Raw genomic sequence first — 23,981 nt, 5'->3', positions numbered from 1 at the left:
TGATCAGGTTGATAGGTTCGAGGTGGAAGCATGGTGACATGTGGAGCTGACGAATACTAATAGATCGAGGACTTAACCATATAATATGTAGCAAATGTTATCTAGTTTTGAGAGAACATAAAAAAACTTGTTGACTTTTAAAGTGAATAAGTTATAATAATGATTGTCTCAAAAGAATAATGTCTGGTAATGATGGCAGAGAGGTCACACCCGTTCCCATACCGAACACGGAAGTTAAGCTCTCTAGCGCCGATGGTAGTTGGGACCTTGTCCCTGTGAGAGTAGGACGTTGCCAGGCAATATTATTCCGCAGTAGCTCAGCGGTAGAGCTATCGGCTGTTAACCGATCGGTCGTAGGTTCGATTCCTACCTGCGGAGCCATTGGAGAGCTGTCCGAGTTGGCCGAAGGAGCACGATTGGAAATCGTGTATACGTCACAAGCGTATCAAGGGTTCGAATCCCTTGCTCTCCGCCATAAGGATTTATAATATTTGGCCCGTTGGTCAAGTGGTTAAGACACCGCCCTTTCACGGCGGTAACACGGGTTCGAATCCCGTACGGGTCACCACTTTGGAGGATTAGCTCAGCTGGGAGAGCACCTGCCTTACAAGCAGGGGGTCGGCGGTTCGATCCCGTCATCCTCCACCATATAAATTTTATATGAATAGTATTATCGCGGGGTGGAGCAGCACGGTAGCTCGTCGGGCTCATAACCCGAAGGTCGCAGGTTCAAATCCTGTCCCCGCAACCAAATGGTCCCGTGGTGTAGTGGTTAACATGCCTGCCTGTCACGCAGGAGATCGCCGGTTCGACCCCGGTCGGGACCGCCATTTTTTAATAAGGCTCGGTAGCTCAGTCGGTAGAGCAGAGGACTGAAAATCCTCGTGTCGGCGGTTCGATTCCGTCCCGAGCCACCATTTATCTTAATACAATACGCCGGCTTAGCTCAATTGGTAGAGCAACTGACTTGTAATCAGTAGGTTGGGGGTTCAAGTCCTCTAGCCGGCACCATGTAAGTTTCGGAGGGGTAGCGAAGTGGCTAAACGCGGCGGACTGTAAATCCGCTCCTTCGGGTTCGGCAGTTCGAATCTGCCCCCCTCCACCATTTACATAGGGGCATAGTTTAAAGGTAGAACTGAGGTCTCCAAAACCTCCAGTGTGGGTTCGATTCCTACTGCCCCTGCCAAATATATTTACACAACATGGCGGTTGTGGCGAAGTGGTTAACGCACCGGATTGTGGCTCCGGCATTCGTGGGTTCGATTCCCATCAGTCGCCCCATTTTTATTTTAAAAATTACAAATAATCTAATTGATACTTACATATAATTAAGTAAGAATTCGATGGGCTATAGCCAAGCGGTAAGGCAACGGACTTTGACTCCGTCATGCGCTGGTTCGAATCCAGCTAGCCCAGCCATTTTTGCGGAAGTAGTTCAGTGGTAGAATACAACCTTGCCAAGGTTGGGGTCGCGGGTTCGAATCCCGTCTTCCGCTCCAATTAAATTAAATATGGCGGCATAGCCAAGTGGTAAGGCAGAGGTCTGCAAAACCTTTATCACCGGTTCAAATCCGGTTGCCGCCTTTATTATTGTGCCGATGTGGCGGAATTGGCAGACGCGCACGACTCAAAATCGTGTTCCTTCGGGAGTGTCGGTTCGACCCCGACCATCGGTATCAAGAACGGCGTAACATCAGGCTCTATACTAATTGTATAGAGTTTTTTTGTTTTCATCGCACTATAAAATAAGGACTAATACTATCAAAGCTCATGCTATACAGTTAAAGCAAACTGTGAAACACTAAAGGGATAAAAATGAACATGCATTTTATAGAGAATCTCTCCACCCTGGTGACATGAAGTTAAATCCGACACCACCAGTAGATATTAGCACATTATCAACTGTTAACTTTGTAATTTCTAAAAACTTCTTTTCAAACTCTTCTATGTTGTACTTGTACATAGTTGAGTGGCACGACCAAATTTGCGTTGAAGTACTCAACCATTCCCCTAATTCCTTTAATTTAGGGAATGACTCAAATTGAATTGGTTCATCTAATTTCATGAATCTCACTTGATAGATAGTTGGGTTTAGCTTTTCTCCTATCCCTTTAAGACCATGTGCTTTTTTTTCATTTAAATGTGTCATAATTCTCCTCCATCCTTCAAATCTTTGAATTCCAAAATTATTTTCCTGTTTTAATTATACAGCAATAAAAAGTAATTAGGGGGAGGTTATGGTAATTTTTCCCTTTTTCTTATTGTTTAGCGAGAAATAAAGTAATAAATGAGATATGATAATTTTAATCAAGAGAGAAATGAAAGTAAAAAGTATCAGTTATTTATTGTGATTCCATTTTGGCTTCGTTTCATTTTAATTCATCATGTTTAAAGAAGCTCAAAATTTTTAAAATACTTTAAAATAAAGGATTTTAGGGGGAACACTCTATATAACTATATAAATGTCACCTAGAAAGACTCAAAATCGTGTTCCTTCGGGAGTGTCGGTGCGGCCCGGACAATCGGTATCGACGATGTAAAAAGACTCTAACAGAAATGTTAGAGTCTTTTTTGTTAAATTATATTATGTGATGCTAAAATTCGTAATAAACGTAAAAATTCATGTATAATATAACTTGTCGAAAGAACAAAATGATAATGATTTATATTATGTCTGTAATATGAATCAAAAGTGAACTTTTTATATTTCTTTTAAAAATGTGTTGAATACACATTATATTTCATATTAATATTTTTATGTAGATTTAAAACGAGAAAGAGAGTGGAAAGTATGGGCCGTAAATGGAACAACATTAAAGACAAAAAAGCATCAAAAGATGCAAATACAAGCCGTATATACGCGAAATTTGGACGTGAAATTTATGTGGCAGCAAAACAAGGCGAGCCAGATCCTGAATCAAACCAAACGTTAAGAGTTGTATTAGAGCGTGCGAAAACATACAATGTACCAAGAACAATTATTGATCGTGCAATTGAAAAAGCAAAAGGCGGTTCAGAAGAAAACTATGATGAGCTTCGTTACGAAGGATTTGGACCAAATGGATCTATGGTAATTGTAGATACACTTACAAATAACGTAAACCGTACTGCAGCAGATGTACGAGCTGCATTTAGCAAAAACAGTGGTAACATGGGCGTAAATGGTTCTGTAGCTTACATGTTCGATGCGACAGCTGTTATCGGTCTTGAAGGTAAAACATCAGATGAAGTTCTTGAAATTTTAATGGAAGCAGATGTAGATGCACGTGACATTCTAGAAGAAGAAGATTCTGTTATCGTTTATGCTGAACCTGATCAATTCCACTCAGTACAATCTGCACTTAAAGATGCTGGTATTGAAGAATTTACAGTTGCAGAATTAACAATGCTTGCACAAAATGATGTAGAACTTCCTGAAGATGCTCAAGTACAATTTGAAAAAATGGTTGATGCATTAGAAGATTTAGAAGATGTACAACAAGTTTACCATAACGTAGACTTAGGCGAATAATAAAAAAGGACCCTTTCGTTTAACGAACTGGGTCTTTTTTATTGAAATAATTAAGATGATAAGGTTTTAAAGGTGTTTTGTTGTAGTTATGGAATAGGATTATAGATAGTATTTTAAATGATTGTATTTCTAGGAGGTATTTCTATGGAGCATAAAACACCAAAGCATATCGTTGCTGTAGCAGGCTATTTAACAAATGAAAAGAATGAGGTGCTTTTAACAAAAGTACATTGGCGAGCGGATACGTGGGAAATGCCTGGGGGACAGGTAGAAGAAGGAGAAGCACTCGATCAAGCTGTTTGTAGGGAAATAAAAGAGGAAACAGGATTATCGGTGAAGCCTATCGGAATTACAGGGGTCTATTATAATGCTTCTATGCATATTTTAGCTGTTGTGTTTAAAGTGGCATATGTGAGTGGTGATATAAAAATTCAACCTGAAGAAATACAAGAGGCTAAATTTATTGCTTTAAATGAAGAGAACATCGATGAGTATATAACGCGTCCTCATATGAAATCAAGAACAGTTGATGCGATGAGAGCAACGCATTTCATCCCATACGAAACGTGGGAAGTACAGCCATATAACCTTATAGGCAGGTTGTAAGAAAAGGGTAGCTATTTGAGTGTATCTCAAATAGCTACCCTTTTCTTATGTATATTACTTCAGAAAAGGGTCAAAATGATAATAAAGCTAGTATTGATTTCGAGAACATTAGTTCTGTATAATTATGATATATCATATATAATTAGATTACTAGATGTTTAAAAATAGAAATTTATAGATGATATAATAAAAGAATAAAGTGGAATCAAGGAAGTATAACGCTCTTAATTTCTACGCTGCTGTTTGTTATGAATGTTTTAAAATAATGTATATTCAATATTTCAGATGAATAGTAGATAAAAAAAGACTGTGATACAATACATTTTTATACCTTACAATGATGTAAGGTAGGTGTAAGAGAAATCGATGGGATATTTTTTTACAACAAGGTATTCTTAAGTTAAGAGATATATATGATGTGTGGAAAAGAGGTGTTCAAGATGAAAGAACGAGTATTATCTAGAGTGAACTATCATCAAAAAGTTGCATTAAATCCAATGACTAAATTCTTTTATAAAGCCATTATTTTATTATTATTGTTAAGTTGTACGTTATTATTCGTTGGAAATATAATGATCGAGAAAAGTGATATTAGTAAATTACATGTACCGCCTAAGTTAGAGGTGCCAGAATCATTAACACATGCATTTATCGCGACAGAAGATAAAAGGTTTTATCATCATAATGGTTTAGATTATATAGCAATTATTAGGGCGTCTGTTGAGAATATAAAAGCTGGTGGTGTTGTGCAAGGAGGAAGCACAATTACACAGCAATTATCGAAAAATGCTTTTTTAACGAATGAACGTACATTTTCTCGTAAGTGGAAAGAGATTTTTTATACAAAAAAAATTGAACGTACATTTACGAAGGATGAAATTTTAAAATTGTATGTAAGTAATATTTATTACGGAGAAGGAGCATGGGGAATTGAAAAAGCAGCCAACCTTTACTTCGGTAAAACGGTGAACCAATTAACGTTGGCTGAAAGTGCGATGATGGCTGCTGTAGTGAAAGCACCTGCTTATTACTCACCTGCGCAAAATTATGATAAAGCGGTCGAGAGACGAAATGTAGTTTTGAGATTAATGGAAAAAGAAGGATATATCAATCATGATGAGTATGTGCAAGCAGTTAGTGAGAAATTAGTAATTCGCCATGATATAAAAACAGAGCAGTCGATGTTAAATAATGCGCGTGAAAAAGCAGTAAGTTAAGAGAAGCTCTTGCAGAAGAGCTTCTTTTTTTGAATAAATTGTGACAAATTGTGACACAATATCGTCACAATTATTGTGTTTTTGTAATTTATGTGAGCGTGTTCATTGCGTGACGTATATAAGTGTTGATATTATGTGTATTGTGTACAATGCTGTATACAGAATATGAATTTAAAGAGGAATGTATATGAAATCAAATAAACTCATGGCTCTTGGTGTAGTTTTTTCTATCGCAGTATTAATTGTAATCGGAACAATTGCGTATAGCATCATAAATGACAAAAAAGATAAAGGGAATGAGATGTTTGCTTATTCTACGCAACAATCTTTAGGTAAAGATGATGCTCCGGTTAAAGTAGTTGAATTTGGAGATTTCAAATGCCCAGCATGTCGTACTTGGGATGTAACGGTATTACCACGATTAAAAGAAGAATATATTGATAAAGGTAAAGTGCAGTTATATTTTATTAATTTCCCATTTATTGGAAAAGATTCTGATTTAGGCGCAGCAGCTGGTGAAGCAATTTATAAACAAGATAAAGATTCATTCTGGACTTTCTATGATGAGATTTATCAAAGTCAAAAGAAAGATACGGAAGAATGGATTACAGAAGAATTACTTCTTAACATTGTGAAAGAGAAGCTTCCGAAAGTTGATGTAGAACAATTTAAGAAGGATTTACACAGTAAAGAAATAAAAGAAAAAGTACGTAAAGATTCAGATCGTGCTCAAAAATTAAAAGTTCAAGGTGCTCCTTCAGTATATGTAAACGGAAATCTTGCAAATCCTGATTTTGATAGTATGAAGAAGGCAATTGATAAAGAATTGAAAAAGTGATGAGGTTTCTCATCACTTTTTCGACTTTTTTCGATAAAATTCTTGCCTCTACTTTTTTTACATGCTATACTACTTTACATAAGTTATTCTAATATCTTATATGTATTTCATATTTGCGGGTGTAGTTTAGTGGTAAAACAAGAGCCTTCCAAGCTCTGGTCGAGAGTTCGATTCTCTTCACCCGCTCCAAATTTTATTTAATGTTTTTCTAATAAATTGTGATCAACGCAGTGTTTCGTTTCTGAGATAAACGAGGCATTGCGTTTTTTAATGTTTGAAAAGCATAATTGTATGCGAAAATAGAAGTAAAGAATAGTATTCCAAAAGTGAATTGCTAACCAATATAGTCGTTACATAAGGGATGGGTTCATCTGAGGAGGCGATTAAGAATGGATTTTGAACAATTAAAGCAAGATGTAATTGCATATAGTAAAACAATTGGTATAGATAAAATAGGCTTTGCGAGTGCTTCCCCATTTGAGGAGCTAAAGCAGCGGTTAATCCAGCAGCAACAATTAAATTATCAATCTGGATTTGAAGAGTCTGATATAGAAAAAAGAACGAATCCACAGCTTCTATTACCAGGTGCAAAATCAATTATTGCGATTGCTTTAGCGTATCCTTCAAAATTAAAAAACGCACCATTAAGTAAACGTGGAGAACGCCGTGGGATTTTTTGTCGTGCCTCTTGGGGACAAGATTACCATCTTGTTTTACGAGATCGTTTGCAAAAGTTAGAGGCATATTTAATTGAAAAGCTTCCAGATATAGAAGTGAAGTCAATGGTTGATACAGGTGAGTTAAGCGATCGTGCTGTATCAGAACGTGCAGGTATCGGATGGAGTGGTAAGAACTGCGCTATTATTACACCTGAATTTGGTTCGTATGTATACTTGGGAGAAATAATTACAAACGTTCCATTTCCACCAGATCAGCCGATAGAAGATCAATGTGGAAGCTGTACAAAATGTATTGAAGTTTGTCCTACAGGTGCTTTAATACAGGGTGGGCAGTTAGATTCGAAGAAATGTATTGCCTTTTTAACACAGACGAAAGGGTTCCTACCTGAAGAATATCGCGATAAAATAGGAAATCGTATATATGGATGTGATACGTGTCAGACTGTTTGTCCAAAAAATAAAGGAATGGATTTTCATAATCATCCTGAGATGGAGCCAGATCCTGAATTAGTTAAACCGCTCTTAACACCACTTTTAACAATTAGTAATCGTGATTTTAAAGAGAAATATGGGATTATGTCAGGGTCATGGAGAGGTAAAAAGCCATTGCAACGAAATGCGATTTTAGCATTGGCGCATTTTAAAGAAGCATCAGCAATTCCTGATTTAATCGATGTTATGAAAGATGATCCAAGACCAGTACTACGCGGAACAGCAGCGTGGGCACTTGGGAAAATTGGTGGAGATGGAGTAGGCGAAGCTATTGAGAAAGCGATGGAACGTGAAAAGGATGAAGAAGTTCTTCATGAAATGAATCGTGGGCTTGCATTGTTAGCGCAGAAAAAAGAGTAGATAATATCTCCCTTTTTCATATTGTAATATGGGAGGGAGATGAAATGGTTGTAAAAGAAAATATTGAAACACAAGTACAACAGTTTTTAGCATATGTAACAGAGAAACGAACAAATGTGGATGGTATTGCTAAAGATTTATTACAACTAGCACAAAGAAAGAAACAATTGTTTCAAAAACGTAGTGCAGATATAGTGAAAGCAACAGCAGATGTTTCTTTCATTAGACAGCTAAATAGTAGTGATTATCAAGAAATTGATTATCAAGTACATTTTAAATATTTAATTAAGCATAAAGAATTATTTTATATCGAAGAGGAACAATTAAAACGAAGAGTTTGTTTAAATAATAGCCGGATAATAGGTGATTATGCTATTGAAGTGCCAGAAGAGATTGGAATAGGTGAAACATTAGAAAGAGAAGTTACGAAAGAGAAATACGGTTCTTATCAGTATAATCGTTTAGAGGCAGTAAAATATGCAGAGCGTTGGTGGGATGATCGAAACCCAGTGTATCGCAATTTTCCTGATAATTGTACAAATTTTATTTCTCAATGTCTTCATACTGGAGAAGTACCAATGAACGGATATCCTAATATTCGTAAAGGTTGGTGGCAAAGGGAGAACCAGTGGAGTTGGAGCTGGGCTGTCGCACACTCTTTTTACTGGTACTTGTCAGGTTCTACAGTTGGCCTGCGAGGAGAAACTGTAGAAAAGCCGGAAGACCTTATTCTTGGTGATGTCATTGCTTACGATTTCGAAGATGACGGTAGGTGGAATCATACGACGATTGTAGTAGCAAAAGACGCAGATGGTATGCCACTTGTAAATGCACATTCAGCAAATAGCCGGCGGCGTTATTGGAGTTATGAGGACTCTAGTAAATACACACCACAAATGAAATATAAATTCTTTCATATTATTAATGGGTAGAGATTTTTCGTTCAAGTGGTATAATACGTAGTAGACAAAAAACAGAGGTGAATATCGCGTGGGCGTACATGTTGTTTTATATCAACCAGAAATTCCAGCAAATACAGGAAATATTGCACGTACTTGTGCAGCAACTGGAACAGAATTACATTTGATTAGACCGCTTGGGTTTTCAACGGATGACAAAATGTTAAAGCGTGCAGGATTAGATTATTGGCAGCACGTAAAAGTTACGTATTACGATTCAATTGAAGAGTTTTATGAGAAAAATAAAGATGGTGAATTCTTCTATTTAACAAAGTATGGTGAGAAAGCTCATACAGCATTTGATTATAGCAAACGTGAGAAGGATTATTATTTCGTGTTTGGAAGAGAAACAAATGGCTTACCAGCTAATGTAATCGAAGAAAACTTCGATCATTGCTTACGTATTCCAATGACGGATAAAGTACGTTCATTAAATTTATCTAATACAGCAGCAATTTTAATTTATGAAGCGTTTCGTCAACAAAATTATCCAGGATTAGATTTAGAAATCGTTTATTAAAAGTCGCCATTAGGCGGCTTTTTTTATAAATAAAAATAATATGTAGTCATACATTTTAAAAAAGGTACATATTCATATAGAATGGGATATATGATTAAAAATAGATAAGACGGGTTGAGATAAATATGAAGGAACAATATAACAATCAAAATACCTTTTTAAGTATGATAGATATGGATTTAATAAGACAAGGACTATTACATGCTATTCAAGATTTAGTATTTATTGTGAAAGTTATTGATGATGAGATCTTTAAATATATTTATATAAATAAAATAGGGATGGATTATGCTGGATTAAGTGAAGAATGTTACGGAAAAACATTTGCAGAAGTGTTATCAGGAGAAAAGGTGAAAATATTACAAGAGCAATATACAAAAGTGGTGAGAGAGGCGAGAGCACACACATTTTGTGATGTAATCAGTTTCCCAACTGGTAATTTACATTATGAGTCTTCAGTTAATCCTGTATACGACGAAGAAGGGGTATGTCAATTTATTATTTGTATTACAAGGGATATTACAGCTCAGATTGAGGAGAAAGCAGAGATAGAGGAAAAACAAATGTTATTTAAGTCATTACTAGAATATAATAATGACTCCATTATATCTATAGATTCTATAGGTAGAATTACATATGCTAATCCGGCAACGTATGAAATATTTGGATACCGATATGAAGAGTTAAATAATAACTTTATTTTTAACTTTATTATTAAAGAATATGAAAAAGACTTTCAAATTATATTTAAGGAAGCTTTACAGGGGAGAGCAAAACAAATTGTTTCAAAGAAATATGTTCATAAAGAAGGATATGAATTATATATTTCTTTGAGAACGATCCCGATTATTGTGAACGGTGAAATTGTTGGGGTGTATATTGTTACGAGGGATGTTACAAGGCAAGTATTAAATGAGATGAAGACGGAATACTTAGCTTATTATGACCAATTAACAGGTTTAATGAATAGAATTTCATGCACAAACAAGCTAAATGAGTTTTTAAATGAAAATAAAGAGCTTGCACTAGTTTTCATGGATTTGGATGAATTTCATCTTATTAATGATACATTTGGTCATAAAGAAGGAGATAAAGTATTACAAAAAGTTACAGAATGTTTAAGCAATCTAGAAATAGAAGGTATGCATTTATTTAGAGAACATGATGATCAATTTGTTATGTTAATAGAAAATATAACGAAAGAATATGTAGAGGAAGTTGCAAAAAACATATTAGAAAAGATTAGTGAACATTTTGTAATTGAAGAAGAGGACGTGTATTTAAGTGCATCAATTGGAATTGTAATGGCACCAACAGATGGAGCCGATGAAAAAATACTTTTTCAAAGAGTTGATGCTGCTTTGGAAAAAGCAAAGGAAAAAGGAAAAGGGCATTATCATTTTTATTGTAAAGGATTAGATTGTGAACGTGAGAAAAGGTTTGTAATGGAAAATCAGTTACATCGTGCTATAGAGAAAAATGAATTTTTCTTATATTACCAGCCGCAGGTTAATATTGAAACGAAAAAAATAGCTAGTATGGAAGCTTTAATAAGATGGGAGAATAAAGAATTAGGATTTGTCCCTCCCAATCAATTTATTCCACTGGCAGAAAGAACAGGATTTATTATTAAGCTTGATGAGTGGGTAGTAGATCAAGTGTGTCAGCAAATACGTGAATGGTTAAATAAAGGGTATGAAGTGGTTCCGATTGCAGTTAATATTTCAGCTAGACATTTTCGATCTATTACATTAATAGAGATGATTACACGTGCTTTAAATAAGTACAATGTACCAGCTCATCTATTAGCGATAGAGGTGACAGAAGGAGCCCTTATACATAAAGACATATCAAAGAGAGTGTTGCTACAATTAAAAGAACAAAATTTAAAGATTCATTTAGATGATTTTGGAACAGGGTATTCGTCTTTAAGTTATTTGAAAACATATCCAATTGATACTTTGAAAATTGATCGCTCTTTTATGGAAGGTATACATGTAGATGAACGTGATACGAATATTACGGCTGCAATTATTCATTTAGCTCATACATTAGAATTGAATGTAATTGCAGAAGGAGTAGAAAAAGCAGAACAAATACAGTTTTTGAAGGGAAAAAATGTAGAAATTGTACAAGGTTATTATTATAGTCGCCCTTTATCAAAATATGATGTGGAAAATATGTATTATACATGATGTATAAAGAAAAAAGTGATGTGCTAAAAGCACATCACTTTTTATGTGTACCTGGTTTATCGTTGTAACCAGATGTGAAAATAGCTGTAAGAAATGTGAGTGATACACCTAAAATTAATAATAATTTCATATTAATATTCCCCCTACTTTTTCGATTTACGAATTCTATTTATGAATTGAAATGTATGTAAGGTTCTTAGAAGAAAAGAATTTATTTATAATGAATAGCAGTGTGAAAACTTTAATACCTATATTATACAGAATTTTCTTTGAATTTTGGAGAGAATTTTATAGCACTACTATATATTTCGTTTTGATTTAAAGAATGTTTAAGGACATCCTAGCATACCTTTTATAATAATCCGATTGAACAAGGAGATGGGGGAGGAGCTATAATGGATATTCTAAAAAAGATTGAACAGCATCGAGCAGCAGAAGAACGTTTACAATGGGAAGGTACGTTTGCGGAGTATTTGGAGCTTGTGAAAGAAAGACCATGGGTGGCTCAAACAGCACACTCTCGCATTTACAATATGATAAAAGATGCCGGAATTGAAGAAGTTGATGGTAGAAGAAAATATAATTTCTTTAGTAATCAGCTGTTTGGACTAGAGGATGCACTAGAGCGTCTTGTTGAAGAATATTTTCATCCGTCTGCAAAAAGATTAGATGTTAGAAAACGTATTTTATTATTAATGGGTCCTGTTAGTGGAGGGAAATCAACATTAGTTACGATGTTGAAACGAGGATTAGAAACATACTCACGTACAGATCGTGGAGCGATTTTTGCAATTAAAGGCTGCCCGATGCACGAAGATCCACTGCATTTAATTCCACATCATTTACGGGATGATTTCTTTGATGAGTATGGAGTGAGAATTGAAGGGAATTTATCACCATTAAATGTAATGCGTCTAGAGCAAGAATATGGGTCAAGAATTGAGGATGTAGTTGTAGAGCGTATTTTCTTCTCGGAAGATCGTCGTACAGGGATTGGTACATTTAGCCCGTCTGATCCAAAATCACAAGATATTGCCGATTTAACAGGTAGTCTAGACTTTTCAACAATTGCAGAATATGGTTCAGAATCAGATCCTCGTGCGTATCGATTTGATGGAGAATTAAATAAGGCGAACCGAGGGATGATGGAATTCCAAGAGATGTTAAAATGCGATGAGAAGTTTTTATGGCATTTATTATCGCTTACGCAAGAAGGTAATTTCAAAGCGGGAAGGTTTGCGCTTATTTCAGCAGATGAATTAATTGTAGCGCATACGAACGAAACAGAGTATCGCTCATTTATAGCAAATAAGAAAAATGAAGCATTGCATTCAAGAATTATTGTAATGCCAGTTCCATACAATTTACGAGTGAGTGAAGAGGAACATATTTATGAGAAGATGATTCATGAAAGTGATGTATCGAATGTGCATATTGCACCACACACACTTCGTGTTGCAGCGATGTTTACAATTTTAACTCGCTTAAAAGATCCGAAGCGTCCAGATATTGATTTAAACAAAAAGATGCGTTTATATGATGGTGAAATGGTAGAGGGTTATAATGCGATTGATGTAGAAGAATTGCAACGGGAATACCAAGATGAAGGTATGAGCGGTATTGACCCACGTTATGTTATTAACCGAATTTCTTCTACAATTATTAGAAAAGAAGTACCATCTATTAATGCACTAGACGTACTTCGTTCTTTAAAAGATGGATTAGATCAGCATCCATCCATTAGTAATGAAGATCGTGAGCGCTATATGAACTTCATTTCATTAGCAAGAAAAGAATATGATGAAATTGCTAAGAAAGAAGTACAAAAAGCATTCGTATATTCATACGAAGAATCGGCTAAGACACTTATGGATAATTACTTAGATAACGTTGAAGCATATTGCAATAAATCGAAATTACGTGATCCATTAACAGGTGAAGAAATGAGCCCAGATGAAAAACTAATGCGCTCAATTGAGGAACAAATTGGAATTTCAGAAAACGCGAAGAAAGCATTCCGTGAAGAAATTTTAATTCGCATCTCTGCTTATGCGCGTAAAGGAAAACGTTTCGATTATAACTCGCATGAACGTCTTCGCGAAGCGATTCAGAAGAAGCTATTTGCTGATTTAAAAGATGTCGTGAAAATCACAACATCAACGAAAACACCAGATGAAAATCAGCTTAAGAAAATCAACGATGTTGTTGCACGTTTAATTGATGAGCATGGCTATAATTCTTCTTCGGCAAATGAATTATTACGCTATGTAGGTAGCTTGCTAAATCGATAGTTTGATAACAAAACGCTGTCTCTTGTTTTTTGCGGGACAGCGTTTTATTATCCATTCATATGTGTAAAGTGTCATACCTTGTCCAAATATAATAAATTAAGATGCAATTTCATGAATTTATTGTCAATTATTTTTACAATATGCATATGATAGAGTAACCAACCATTCATACGAAAAAAGCCAACACAATACAATATGTTGCAAAGTGAAAATGTGTGCAACAATGCATTGTGTTTCTTTCTTATCAGAGGCTGAATATTTCTTTCTATTATGTGAGTGGCAAAATTTTGTTTAGGATGCTCGGAGTATTGTATGTAAAACGTTATATATGTTTATGGGGTGATTTTCGATGGGCAGTTACCTTTCAAATATTTTAGCTTGAACATTATAGAACAAAATTTATAGATTGCTGTTCATAGAGAAAGACAATTACAGTAAGGAGGGAAAGGAATGAGCGAAGAAAATCAACCAAATTATACGATTTCACAGGAAAACTGGTCCCTCCATCGCAAAGGATATGACGACCAACAGCGCCATCAAGAAAAAGTACAAGAGGCAATTAAGAATAATTTACCCGATCTTGTAACAGAAGAAAGCATTGTTATGTCTAATGGCAAGGATGTTGTAAAAATACCAATTCGTTCTTTAGATGAATATAAGATTCGGTACAATTATGATAAAAACAAACACGTTGGGCAAGGAACTGGTGATAGCAAAGTTGGTGATGTCGTTGCGAGAGATGGATCAGGTGGTCAAAAGCAAAAAGGCCCAGGAAAAGGTCAAGGTGCAGGAGATGCAGCTGGAGAAGATTATTATGAAGCTGAAGTTTCTATTTTAGAATTAGAGCAAGCGTTTTTCAAAGAGCTAGAGCTTCCTAATTTAAAGAGAAAAGAAATGGATGAAAACCGGATTGAACATATTGAATTTAATGACATTAGAAAAACAGGACTATGGGGAAATATTGATAAGAAACGAACGATGATATCTGCATATAAACGAAATGCAATGCGTGGTAAAGCATCTTTCCATCCAATTCACCAAGAGGATTTAAAGTTCCGTACTTGGAATGAAGTGTTAAAGCCAGATTCAAAAGCCGTTGTATTAGCGATGATGGATACGAGTGGATCGATGGGAATATGGGAGAAGTATATGGCACGTAGCTTCTTTTTCTGGATGACAAGATTTTTACGTACAAAGTATGAAACAGTTGATATTGAATTTATTGCTCATCATACAGAAGCGAAAGTTGTTACAGAAGAAGAATTTTTCTCAAAAGGAGAAAGTGGCGGAACGATATGTTCTTCCGTGTATAAAAAGGCATTAGAGCTTATCGATAATAAATATTCACCAGACCGCTATAATATTTATCCATTCCATTTTTCAGACGGTGATAATTTAACATCAGATAATGCGAGATGTGTAAAGCTTGTTGAGGAGCTGATGAAGAAATGTAATATGTTTGGGTATGGGGAAGTGAATCAGTACAACCGCCATAGTACGCTTATGTCAGCCTATAAAAATATTAAAGATGAGAACTTTAGATATTATATTTTAAAGCAAAAAGCAGACGTATTCCATGCGATGAAGAGCTTTTTTAAAGAAGAATCAGGAGAGAAAATGGCATAATCCCTTTTAAAAGGGATTATTTTTTTGTAAACTTTTTATTTTTTTAGTTGACAATGATAATGAAAATCATTATCATTTATTCGAGAAATGATTACATTTTGAATTATATATATTGGAGGAGATGTAAAGTTGAAAAAAAATAAAAAAAAACATATAAATGCAATGATTATAGCGGCGGCGTTATCACTTCCATTTGCTGTGTATTCGACACCTGCTTTAGCGGCGGTAGCAATTGAGGCGAATAAAACGGGACAAGGTTTAGAAGATGGTACATATGACGCTGTTATTAAAGCATATAAAGATAAAACGAATGAAGAGTCTATGGCAGCTGTTTATATAAAGGATCCGAAATTAACAATTGAGAATGGAAAGAAAATTGTAACAGCAACGTTAAGTGATAGCGATTTCTTCCAATACTTGAAAACAGAGGATATTCATACTCCTGGTGTGTTTCATGATGTAAAGGTTATATCAGAAGACAAAAAGAAAAATGGAACGAAGGTTATTCAATTTGAAGTTGGGGAATTGGGAAAAAGATATAATATGCAAATGCATATTTATATTCCAACGATGGCCTATGATAATAAATATCAAGTGCAGTTTGAAGTAAATGCTTTAAATTTAGAAAACAATGTTCCAGAAAAGGAAAATAAAGAGGATAAAGTGGAACAACAAGATGAAAGCGGAAATGTAATATTAGATAAGCAATTACAAAGGCATATTAATAAACATAATTTAAATAGAGAAAATATAAATGATCCAATAACTAAGGAAGATTTATTAAAGATTAAAACATTATCCATTTATTCAGGTGAAGGAATAAATGAAATAGCTGGTTTAGAACATATGACAAATTTAGAGAAGTTGACGTTAAGAGAATCTAATGTAACAGATATATCAGCCATCTCGAAATTGAGATATTTGAAGTACGTAGATTTAACTTCTAATCCAATTAAAAATATTCATCCAATTGAGCAGTTAGAGAATATTAATATGCTTTTTTTAAGAGATAATAAAATTTCTGATCTTACACCATTAAGTAAAATGAAAAAAATTAAAACATTAGATTTAGTTGGTAATAACATTGAAGACATCCAGCCATTATTTACATTATCAACTATGAAACAGTTATACTTAGCCAATAATCAAATCAGTGATCTTACTGGAATTAACCAATTAAGTAATGTGGAACTATTATGGATAGGGAACAATAAAATTAGTAATGTTGAATCTATTAGTAAAATGAGTAATCTTATTGAACTAGAAATTGCTGATAGTGAAATAAAAGATATATCACCATTATCTAAATTAGGAAAATTACAAGTACTGAATTTAGAAGAGAATTATATCTCTGATATATCACCGCTGAGTAATTTAACAGATTTACATGAGATGAACCTAGGAGCGAATGAAATTGCTGACGTAAGGCCTGTTGAGGAATTGGGTAAGCGAATTTCAATTGATATTCAACGACAAAAAATCTTTTTAGATGAAGCAAGCGTAGATGAAGAAATACAAATTCCAATATACAATCTTAAAGGGGAGCCACTTCAAAATATCAATTTAAAAAGTGAGGGGGCCATTCTGAATAATGGATTTATAAAATGGAATAGTCCTGGAGAAAAAACATATGAATTTAGATTAGATACAAGCTCTGGTGAAAGTAAAATAAGATTTAATGGGATGGTTGTCCAGAAAATAGTTGAAAAACAAAAAGAAAGTCAAAATGTAATCCTGGATAAATATTTACAACAACATATTAATAAAGAAAATTTAGGTAGAGAGAATTTAAACGCTCCTATAACAAAAGAAGATTTATTACAGATTAAAACATTAGAGATACTTAAAGAAAAAGGAAAAGAGATAAAAGATGTAACAGGTTTAGAGTACATGACGAACTTAGAAAACTTTACTTTAGAAGGAGTAGGCTTGAAAAATATTGAGTTCATCTCAAATTTGAAACAATTAAATATTGTGAATGTATCTCATAATCAAATTGAAGATATAACACCGTTATCTTCATTAAAAAACTTACAGTGGTTAAATCTTGCAGACAATCATATTAAAGATGTAACGGTTATTGGTTCAATGCTGGACTTACTTAGCTTGAATTTAGCAGGGAATGAGATTTGTGATGTAAGACCGCTAATACAATTAGGGCAGTGGTTTTCAATTGATGTCGGGAGACAAACAATCATTTTAGATGAAGCAAAAGTAAATGAAGAAATTCAAGTCCCTGTATATGACTTAGAAGGAGAAGCTATTGACAATATCAAAATGAAAGGTGAGGGCGGAACGCTTAATAACGGAGTAATAAAATGGAGTACCCCAGGTGAAAAGGTATATAAATTTGATTTAGATTCTGATGAAATTAGTATAAGTTTTAACGGAACGGTAATCCAAAATATAGTTGAAAAAGAAGAAGTGACAGAACCGGTAAAAGAAGTTGAAGAAACGAAAGAAGAAGTAAAAGAACCGGTAAAAGAAGTTGAAGAAACGAAAGAAGAAGTAAAAGAGCCAGTAAAAGAGCCAGTAAAAGAAGTTGAAGAAACGAAAGAAGAAGTAAAAGAGCCAGTAAAAGAAGTTGAAGAAACGAAAGAAGAAGTAAAAGAGCCAGTAAAAGAAGTTGAAGGTACAAAAGAAGAGGTAAAAGAATCAACAACTGGATTGAATCAAGAGCCAAAAGGGGATAATCAAGTTGGGCCGGTGAAGGTGGTAGGACAAGAGAGTACGCAAGAAAAAGTTTCAAATAAGCAACAAGCTAATAAGCAAGAGGAAAATCAGAAGTCTTTAGCAGCAACTGGTAGTCAAGCTAACACATCGAGTTTACTTTCGGGATTAGCATTTGTTCTTTCAGCATTAAGTATGTTTGTATTTAGAAAGAGAGTATTTAAGAAATAAATAACGTTTTATCTTATTATTACAAAAATATATAAACCTTTGAGAAGACCTTATCATAGCAATTTCATGTTGAAATACGCTTATGATAAGGTCTTTTTGAATAGGAGAAGGATATGGATACGAGGATGTTTTAATCACTAAAATAATGGAGAAACTGTAGCGGGAATTGTAAGTACTTTTCGTTCAAGATACGTTCAAATTGTATGAAGAAATAATATGAAATATTGCATTTTATATCTTTTTATCCGGATAATATGTTAATTTCGTGAATGGAATATATAAATAGGGGGCAATGATATGAACAAGAAATCAAAGATTAATAAAATGATGCTTAGTATTAGTACAATGGCGCTATCGTTAGGAGCAATTCAAACGAATGTATCAGCAGAAGAAAAGGTGCCATATAATGTATTGCATTCGAAACCAGTTGGAATTGAAAAACCAGTAGATGAGATCGGACACGCTTCTAAAGCCGAAGAAACATTATCATTTCAAGAACGTTTAAAAGTAGGAGATTTTTCACAGCGACCAGCATCTATTACGAAGAACTCGGCAGTAAAGCAAGCTAAAGACAGCTATTCAATGGCTGATTTAAACAAAATGAATGATCAAGAGTTAGTTGAAACGTTAGGCAGTATTAAGTGGCATCAAATTACAGACTTATTCCAGTTTAATGAAGATGCAAAAGCCTTTTATAAAGATAACGGAAAAATGCAAGTAATTATAGACGAATTAGCTCATAGAGGTAGTACATTTACGAAAGATGATTCAAAAGGAATTCAAACGTTTACTGAAGTGTTACGTTCAGCTTTTTATCTTGCATTTTATAATAATGAATTAAGCGCTTTAAATGAAAGAAGCTTCCAGGACAAATGTTTACCGGCTTTAAAAGCAATCGCAAAAAATCCAAACTTTAAGCTTGGAACAAATGAGCAAGATACAGTAGTATCTGCATACGGTAAATTAATTAGTAATGCATCAAGTGATGTTGAAACAGTGCAATACGCATCGAATATTTTAAAACAATATAATGATAATTTTAATGCATATGTAGACGATCGTATGAAAGGACAAGCTGTATACGATATGATGCAAGGCATTGATTATGATATACAGTCTTACTTAAATGAGGCCCGTAAAGAAGCGAATGAAACGATGTGGTATGGAAAAGTAGATGGGTTTATTAATGAAATAAATCGTATTGCTCTTCTAAATGAAGTAACGTCAGAAAATAAATGGCTCGTTAATAATGGAATTTATTTTGCTAGCCGTTTAGGGAAGTTTCATAGCAATCCAAATAAAGGATTAGAGGTTGTTACACAAGCGATGCATATGTATCCGCGTTTAAGTGAACCGTATTTTGTTGCGGTAGAACAAATTACAACAAATTATAACGGGAAAGATTATAGCGGGAATACGGTAGATTTAGAGAAGATTCGTAAAGAAGGAAAAGAGCAATACTTACCAAAAACGTATACATTCGACGATGGATCTATTGTATTTAAAACTGGGGATAAAGTGTCAGAAGAAAAAATTAAGAGGTTATATTGGGCTGCGAAGGAAGTAAAAGCGCAATATCACCGCGTAATCGGAAATGACAAAGCTTTAGAACAAGGTAATGCAGACGACGTATTAACGATAGTAATCTATAATACTCCAGATGAATATCAGTTAAATAGACAATTGTATGGATATGAAACAAACAACGGTGGAATTTATATTGAAGAGACAGGTACATTCTTTACATATGAGCGTACGCCAGAGCAAAGTATTTATAGTTTAGAAGAGTTATTCCGTCATGAGTTTACTCACTATCTTCAAGGGAGATATGAAGTTCCCGGTTTATTTGGAAGAGGAGATATGTATCAAAATGAAAGATTAACTTGGTTCCAAGAAGGGAATGCAGAATTTTTCGCAGGATCTACTCGTACAAATAATGTAGTACCGAGAAAGAGCATCATTAGCGGATTATCATCTGATCCTGCAAGCCGTTATACAGCAGAGCGCACACTATTTGCTAAATATGGTTCTTGGGATTTCTATAACTACTCGTTCGCATTGCAGTCTTACTTATATACGCATCAGTTTGAAACATTTGATAAAATTCAAGATTTAATTCGTGCGAATGACGTGAAAAATTATGATGCATATCGTGAAAACCTAAGTAAAGATTCTAAGCTAAATAAAGAGTATCAAGAGTATATGCAGCAGTTAATTAATAATCAAGATAAGTACACTGTACCGGAAGTAGCAGATGATTATTTAGCTGAACATGCACCAAAGTCGTTAATAGAAGTGAAGAAAGAAATTAGTGAGACGTTGTCTATGAAAGATGCAAAAATGACAAAACACGAGTCTCAATTCTTTAATACATTTACATTAGAAGGTACGTTTACAGGTAGTGTAACAAAAGGCGAATCAGAAGACTGGAATGCAATGGGTAAAAGAGTAAATGAAGCTTTAGAACAATTGGCGCAAAAAGAATGGAGCGGCTACAAAACGGTTACAGCATATTTCGTCAATTATCGTGTGAATAGTTCCAATGAATTTGAATATGATGTAGTCTTCCATGGTATCGCAAAAGATGACGGAGAAAATAAAGCTCCGACAGTTCATATAAACGGTCCTTATAATGGGCTTGTAAAAGAAGGAATTCAATTCAAAAGTGATGGATCAAACGACGAAGATGGAAAAATCGTTTCTTATTCATGGGAGTTTGGAGACGGAAGAACAAGTACAGAAGTTAATCCAGTACATGCATATGAAAAAGAAGGAACTTTTAAAGTAGTGTTAAGAGTAAAAGATGATAAAGGAAAAGAGAGTAGAAGTGAAACAACTGTTACGATTAAAGATGGAAGTTTAACAGAATCTGAACCAAATAATCGTAAAGAGGAAGCAAATCGTATCGGACTAAACACTACTATAAAAGGTAGCCTTATCGGCGGGGATCACACCGATGTTTATACATTTAATGTAGCAGCAGCGAAAGATCTCGATATTTCTGTTTTAAATGAGTATGGAATTGGGATGACGTGGGTACTTCACCATGAATCAGATATGCAAAATTATGCTGCTTACGGTCAAGCTAATGGAAATCATATAGAAGCAAAATTAAATGCAAAACCAGGTAAGTATTACTTGTATGTATATAAATATGATAATGGCGATGGAACGTACTCATTATCACTAAAATAAGTGCTTTTCCAATGTATGTTTAACTTTACTTTTTGTGGAAAATAATATATTATATAGATATATAATATATCGGTTATTTTCTAGGAGGAGCCTGTCACAATAGGTTTCTCCTGTTCTTTTTTAGAGACCTGTCTTACAGGTTTTTCTTTAAAGAGTAAATAACTGAAAATTGAGATTAATAATCTTTGAAAGAGGTGAGGCATACACATAACAAAAAAGAGATTGTTTAAGAAAGGGGGATAAGAAATGTTCTTGTTTGGTTATCCACTTGAAACAATTTATTTATATGGATTTATTATTGCTACTATACTCACTGTTATTTATATTTTCTTTGGAGATATATTTGAATCAATATTTAGTTTTGGGGGCGGATCTGTATCCGTTGTTACCTTACTACTTAGTTTCTTCGCTATGTTATGTGGAATTAGTTATATAGGAGAATATTTATTTTCCTTTAATAGTACTATTATTTTCGCTGGTTCATTTGCTATATCTTTTATCGGTGTTTTCATAATGAAAATATTAATTTTAAAACCGATTGCAGAGGCAGAGCAAAATACGGTGCAACGTATGGATGAATTCATTGGTTGCAAGGGAGAAGTCATTACGACAATTCCTACAGAAGGATTTGGTGAAGTATTAATCTCCTCCCAATTTGGAAGTAATGCAATCCCAGCTAAAACAATTGGAAAGAAAGATATTTCACAAGGAACTGAAGTTATTATCGAGGGAGTTCAAGATGGTGTTTTGCTTGTACAGAACATCGCTTATTCTTTAAAGAAACCAAAATTATAAGGGGGAATTTACATGACGATTCCATTAATTATCGGTGGAGTTTTACTCGCAATTTTAATTCTACTCATTTTAGTATTCATTACGAAGTATCGAACAGTTGGTCCAGATGAAGCGTTAATTGTTACAGGGAACTGGCTTGGTGGTGGGAAAAATGTTGTTACCACTGATGATGGAAAGAAGATTAAGATTATTCGCGGTGGCGGTACTTTTGTAGTTCCAATTATGCAAAGAGCAGAGCCTTTAAGCCTATTAAACTACAAATTAGAAGTTGGTACACGTGATACGTATACGAAACAAGGTGTACCAATTACAGTAAATGGTGTTTCTATTATTAAAGTAGGATCCACAATTGAAGAAGTTTCTACAGCAGCTGAACAATATTTAGGAAAAGAAACGGAAGAGTTAAAAATAGAAGCAAAAGAAGTTTTAGAAGGGCATCTCCGTGCTATCTTATCTTCTATGACAGTAGAAGATGCGTATAGTAATAGAGAGCAATTTGCTCAAAAGGTGCATGAAGTAGCTTCTACAGATTTAAAGAAGATGGGACTTCGCATTGTTTCTTTCACAATTAAAGAAATAATGGATAAAAATGGATACTTAGATGCGCTTGGTCAGCCGCAAATTGCGACAGTTAAGCGTGATGCAACAATTGCGAACGCAGAGCGTGAAAAAGAAGCACGTATTGAAAAAGCACGTGCTGAAAAAGAGGCAAAAGAAGCAGAATATCAACGTGATGCACAAATCGCTGAAGCTGAAAAACATAAAGAATTAAAAGTACAGTCCTATAAGAGGGAACAAGAGCAGGCTCGTGCAGATGCGGATCTTTCTTACGAATTACAACAAGCGAAAGCGCAACAAGGTGTTACAGAAGAGCAAATGCGCGTTAAAATCATTGAGCGTGAAAAGCAAATTGAGTTAGAAGAAAAAGAGATTGCACGTCGTGAAAAGCAATATGATGCAGAAGTTAAGAAAAAAGCCGATGCAGATCGCTATGCTGTTGAGCAATCAGCAGAAGCAGAAAAAGTAAAACAAATTAAAAAGGCAGATGCAGATCAATATAAGATTGAAGCAGAAGCGAGAGCACGTGCAGAAGAAGTACGTGTAGAAGGTTTAGCGAAGGCGGAGATTGAAAAAGCACAAGGTCAAGCGAAAGCGGAAGTACAAAAAGCGCAAGGTACAGCAGAGGCAGATGTTATTAGGTTAAAAGGTTTAGCAGAAGCAGAAGCGAAACAAAAAATTGCAGAAGCATTTGAATTATATGGTCAAGCGGCAATTATGGATATGGTTCTTAAAATGCTTCCAAGTTATGCGAAGGAACTTGCAAGTCCGCTTAGTAACATTGATAAAATCACAGTTGTCGATACAGGCGGCGGTGGTAAAAATAGCGGGGCCGGAAAAGTTGCGGGCTATGCGACTGATTTAATGGCAACGATGCAAGAAACGTTAAAAGCTTCTTCTGGAATTGACTTAAAAGAGCTATTAGAAGGATTTGCAGGAAAAGGAGCGGTACAACAATTATCAAGTGATAAACCTGTTGTATCTGTAGTAGAAGATAAGAAAAAAGAAGTAGAAAAAGATAAAGAATAGTAAGGTAGGCAGGGCCTCTAGCATGTGCTAGAGGTTCTTCTGTGAATCATAATATTTCGAATAATATACATTTTTATACATTGTTTTAATTATTTAATTTTTATAGAATGAAGTAAGTATGCAATAATCCTTTAAATTTAGAAAGATGGGTAGAAGAGAAATAGAGAGTCTCGTCAATTTATTTATATCTTAAAATTTTTATAAACGG

Annotated in this window: 15 protein-coding genes, 16 tRNA genes and 1 rRNA gene; 31 read left to right on the top strand and 1 reads right to left on the bottom strand. The window is 34.5% G+C overall.

Translation table 11 applies throughout. The features are described 5' to 3' along the window. Positions 1–182 precede the first annotated feature (182 nt). The 16 genes from rrf (at position 183) to ACS2MN_RS24700 (ending at position 1,676) form a co-directional block, all read left to right on the top strand. Positions 183–298: ribosomal RNA gene (gene rrf, locus ACS2MN_RS24775) — 5S ribosomal RNA — on the top strand. Positions 299–306: 8 nt separating this feature from the next. Continuing rightward, positions 307–381: transfer RNA gene (locus ACS2MN_RS24770), tRNA-Asn, on the top strand. A 2-nt stretch (positions 382–383) separates the two neighbouring features. Continuing rightward, positions 384–475: transfer RNA gene (locus ACS2MN_RS24765), tRNA-Ser, on the top strand. An 18-nt stretch (positions 476–493) separates the two neighbouring features. Then, positions 494–568, top strand: a tRNA-Glu gene (locus ACS2MN_RS24760). 4 nt (positions 569–572) lie between these two features. Next, a tRNA-Val gene (locus tag ACS2MN_RS24755) sits at positions 573–648 on the top strand. Between the two features lie 26 nt (positions 649–674). Further along, positions 675–751, top strand: a tRNA-Met gene (locus tag ACS2MN_RS24750). A gap of 3 nt (positions 752–754) precedes the next feature. Further along, positions 755–830, top strand: a tRNA-Asp gene (locus ACS2MN_RS24745). An 11-nt stretch (positions 831–841) separates the two neighbouring features. Further along, positions 842–917: transfer RNA gene (locus ACS2MN_RS24740), tRNA-Phe, on the top strand. 18 nt (positions 918–935) lie between these two features. Continuing rightward, a tRNA-Thr gene (locus ACS2MN_RS24735) sits at positions 936–1,011 on the top strand. 10 nt (positions 1,012–1,021) lie between these two features. Beyond that, positions 1,022–1,105 (top strand) — tRNA-Tyr (locus ACS2MN_RS24730). Positions 1,106–1,112: 7 nt separating this feature from the next. Then, positions 1,113–1,186, top strand: a tRNA-Trp gene (locus tag ACS2MN_RS24725). A gap of 19 nt (positions 1,187–1,205) precedes the next feature. Continuing rightward, a tRNA-His gene (locus tag ACS2MN_RS24720) sits at positions 1,206–1,281 on the top strand. Between the two features lie 63 nt (positions 1,282–1,344). After that, positions 1,345–1,419: transfer RNA gene (locus tag ACS2MN_RS24715), tRNA-Gln, on the top strand. Positions 1,420–1,424: 5 nt separating this feature from the next. Next, positions 1,425–1,499: transfer RNA gene (locus ACS2MN_RS24710), tRNA-Gly, on the top strand. A gap of 14 nt (positions 1,500–1,513) precedes the next feature. Beyond that, positions 1,514–1,584, top strand: a tRNA-Cys gene (locus ACS2MN_RS24705). 10 nt (positions 1,585–1,594) lie between these two features. Continuing rightward, positions 1,595–1,676, top strand: a tRNA-Leu gene (locus ACS2MN_RS24700). 152 nt (positions 1,677–1,828) lie between these two features. Here the strand turns inward: ACS2MN_RS24700 and ACS2MN_RS24695 are convergent. Then, a complete protein-coding gene (locus ACS2MN_RS24695) occupies positions 1,829–2,149 on the bottom strand; it encodes a DUF3884 family protein (RefSeq protein ID WP_087949300.1) in 321 nt (106 codons plus the stop codon). A 642-nt stretch (positions 2,150–2,791) separates the two neighbouring features. Between ACS2MN_RS24695 and ACS2MN_RS24690 the strand changes: the two genes are divergently transcribed. From ACS2MN_RS24690 to ACS2MN_RS24620, 15 genes are all read left to right on the top strand, one after another. Beyond that, positions 2,792–3,511 carry a YebC/PmpR family DNA-binding transcriptional regulator gene (locus tag ACS2MN_RS24690; protein ID WP_000532958.1) on the top strand — a complete coding sequence of 240 codons (720 nt, stop codon included), beginning with the start codon at positions 2,792–2,794 and terminating at the stop codon, positions 3,509–3,511. A 144-nt stretch (positions 3,512–3,655) separates the two neighbouring features. Further along, entirely contained in the window at positions 3,656–4,117 is a 462-nt protein-coding gene (locus ACS2MN_RS24685) for an NUDIX hydrolase (RefSeq protein ID WP_000400461.1), read from the top strand. Positions 4,118–4,557: 440 nt separating this feature from the next. Then, positions 4,558–5,334 carry a transglycosylase domain-containing protein gene (locus tag ACS2MN_RS24680; RefSeq protein WP_000664700.1) on the top strand — a complete coding sequence of 259 codons (777 nt, stop codon included), beginning with the start codon at positions 4,558–4,560 and terminating at the stop codon, positions 5,332–5,334. Positions 5,335–5,521: 187 nt separating this feature from the next. After that, positions 5,522–6,172 carry a DsbA family protein gene (locus tag ACS2MN_RS24675; RefSeq protein WP_000841320.1) on the top strand — a complete coding sequence of 217 codons (651 nt, stop codon included), beginning with the start codon at positions 5,522–5,524 and terminating at the stop codon, positions 6,170–6,172. Positions 6,173–6,287: 115 nt separating this feature from the next. Further along, positions 6,288–6,361, top strand: a tRNA-Gly gene (locus ACS2MN_RS24670). A 200-nt stretch (positions 6,362–6,561) separates the two neighbouring features. Continuing rightward, on the top strand, positions 6,562–7,704 hold the full coding sequence (gene queG, locus ACS2MN_RS24665; protein ID WP_346994865.1) for a tRNA epoxyqueuosine(34) reductase QueG: 1,143 nt from the start codon (positions 6,562–6,564) through the stop codon (positions 7,702–7,704). Between the two features lie 44 nt (positions 7,705–7,748). Further along, a complete protein-coding gene (locus ACS2MN_RS24660; protein ID WP_000260519.1) occupies positions 7,749–8,636 on the top strand; it encodes an amidase domain-containing protein in 888 nt (295 codons plus the stop codon). A 58-nt stretch (positions 8,637–8,694) separates the two neighbouring features. Then, positions 8,695–9,183 carry a tRNA (uridine(34)/cytosine(34)/5-carboxymethylaminomethyluridine(34)-2'-O)-methyltransferase TrmL gene (gene trmL, locus ACS2MN_RS24655; protein WP_000538149.1) on the top strand — a complete coding sequence of 163 codons (489 nt, stop codon included), beginning with the start codon at positions 8,695–8,697 and terminating at the stop codon, positions 9,181–9,183. A gap of 125 nt (positions 9,184–9,308) precedes the next feature. Then, positions 9,309–11,378 (top strand): sensor domain-containing protein, encoded by a 2,070-nt coding sequence (locus ACS2MN_RS24650; protein WP_000664282.1) that lies wholly within the window; start codon positions 9,309–9,311, stop codon positions 11,376–11,378. Positions 11,379–11,773: 395 nt separating this feature from the next. Then, on the top strand, positions 11,774–13,669 hold the full coding sequence (locus ACS2MN_RS24645) for a PrkA family serine protein kinase (protein WP_000353271.1): 1,896 nt from the start codon (positions 11,774–11,776) through the stop codon (positions 13,667–13,669). Positions 13,670–14,119: 450 nt separating this feature from the next. Then, positions 14,120–15,295 carry a sporulation protein YhbH gene (gene yhbH / locus ACS2MN_RS24640; protein WP_001288242.1) on the top strand — a complete coding sequence of 392 codons (1,176 nt, stop codon included), beginning with the start codon at positions 14,120–14,122 and terminating at the stop codon, positions 15,293–15,295. A gap of 129 nt (positions 15,296–15,424) precedes the next feature. Next, on the top strand, positions 15,425–18,196 hold the full coding sequence (locus tag ACS2MN_RS24635) for a leucine-rich repeat domain-containing protein (protein WP_346994864.1): 2,772 nt from the start codon (positions 15,425–15,427) through the stop codon (positions 18,194–18,196). A gap of 297 nt (positions 18,197–18,493) precedes the next feature. After that, positions 18,494–21,391 carry a collagenase ColA gene (gene colA, locus ACS2MN_RS24630; RefSeq protein ID WP_098954720.1) on the top strand — a complete coding sequence of 966 codons (2,898 nt, stop codon included), beginning with the start codon at positions 18,494–18,496 and terminating at the stop codon, positions 21,389–21,391. Positions 21,392–21,637: 246 nt separating this feature from the next. Next, positions 21,638–22,186: an NfeD family protein gene (locus ACS2MN_RS24625; RefSeq protein ID WP_016107488.1), complete on the top strand. Its 549-nt coding sequence runs from the start codon at positions 21,638–21,640 to the stop codon at positions 22,184–22,186. 12 nt (positions 22,187–22,198) lie between these two features. Then, complete coding sequence (locus ACS2MN_RS24620; protein WP_000155001.1) at positions 22,199–23,773, top strand: flotillin family protein; 1,575 nt, start codon at positions 22,199–22,201, stop codon at positions 23,771–23,773. The last annotated feature ends 208 nt before the right edge of the window (positions 23,774–23,981 follow it).

Origin of the sequence: Bacillus cereus group sp. BceL062 (assembly GCF_051780025.1) — a bacterium.
Taxonomy (GTDB): domain Bacteria; phylum Bacillota; class Bacilli; order Bacillales; family Bacillaceae_G; genus Bacillus_A; species Bacillus_A toyonensis.
This window is presented reverse-complemented; position numbering and strand designations above follow the sequence as displayed.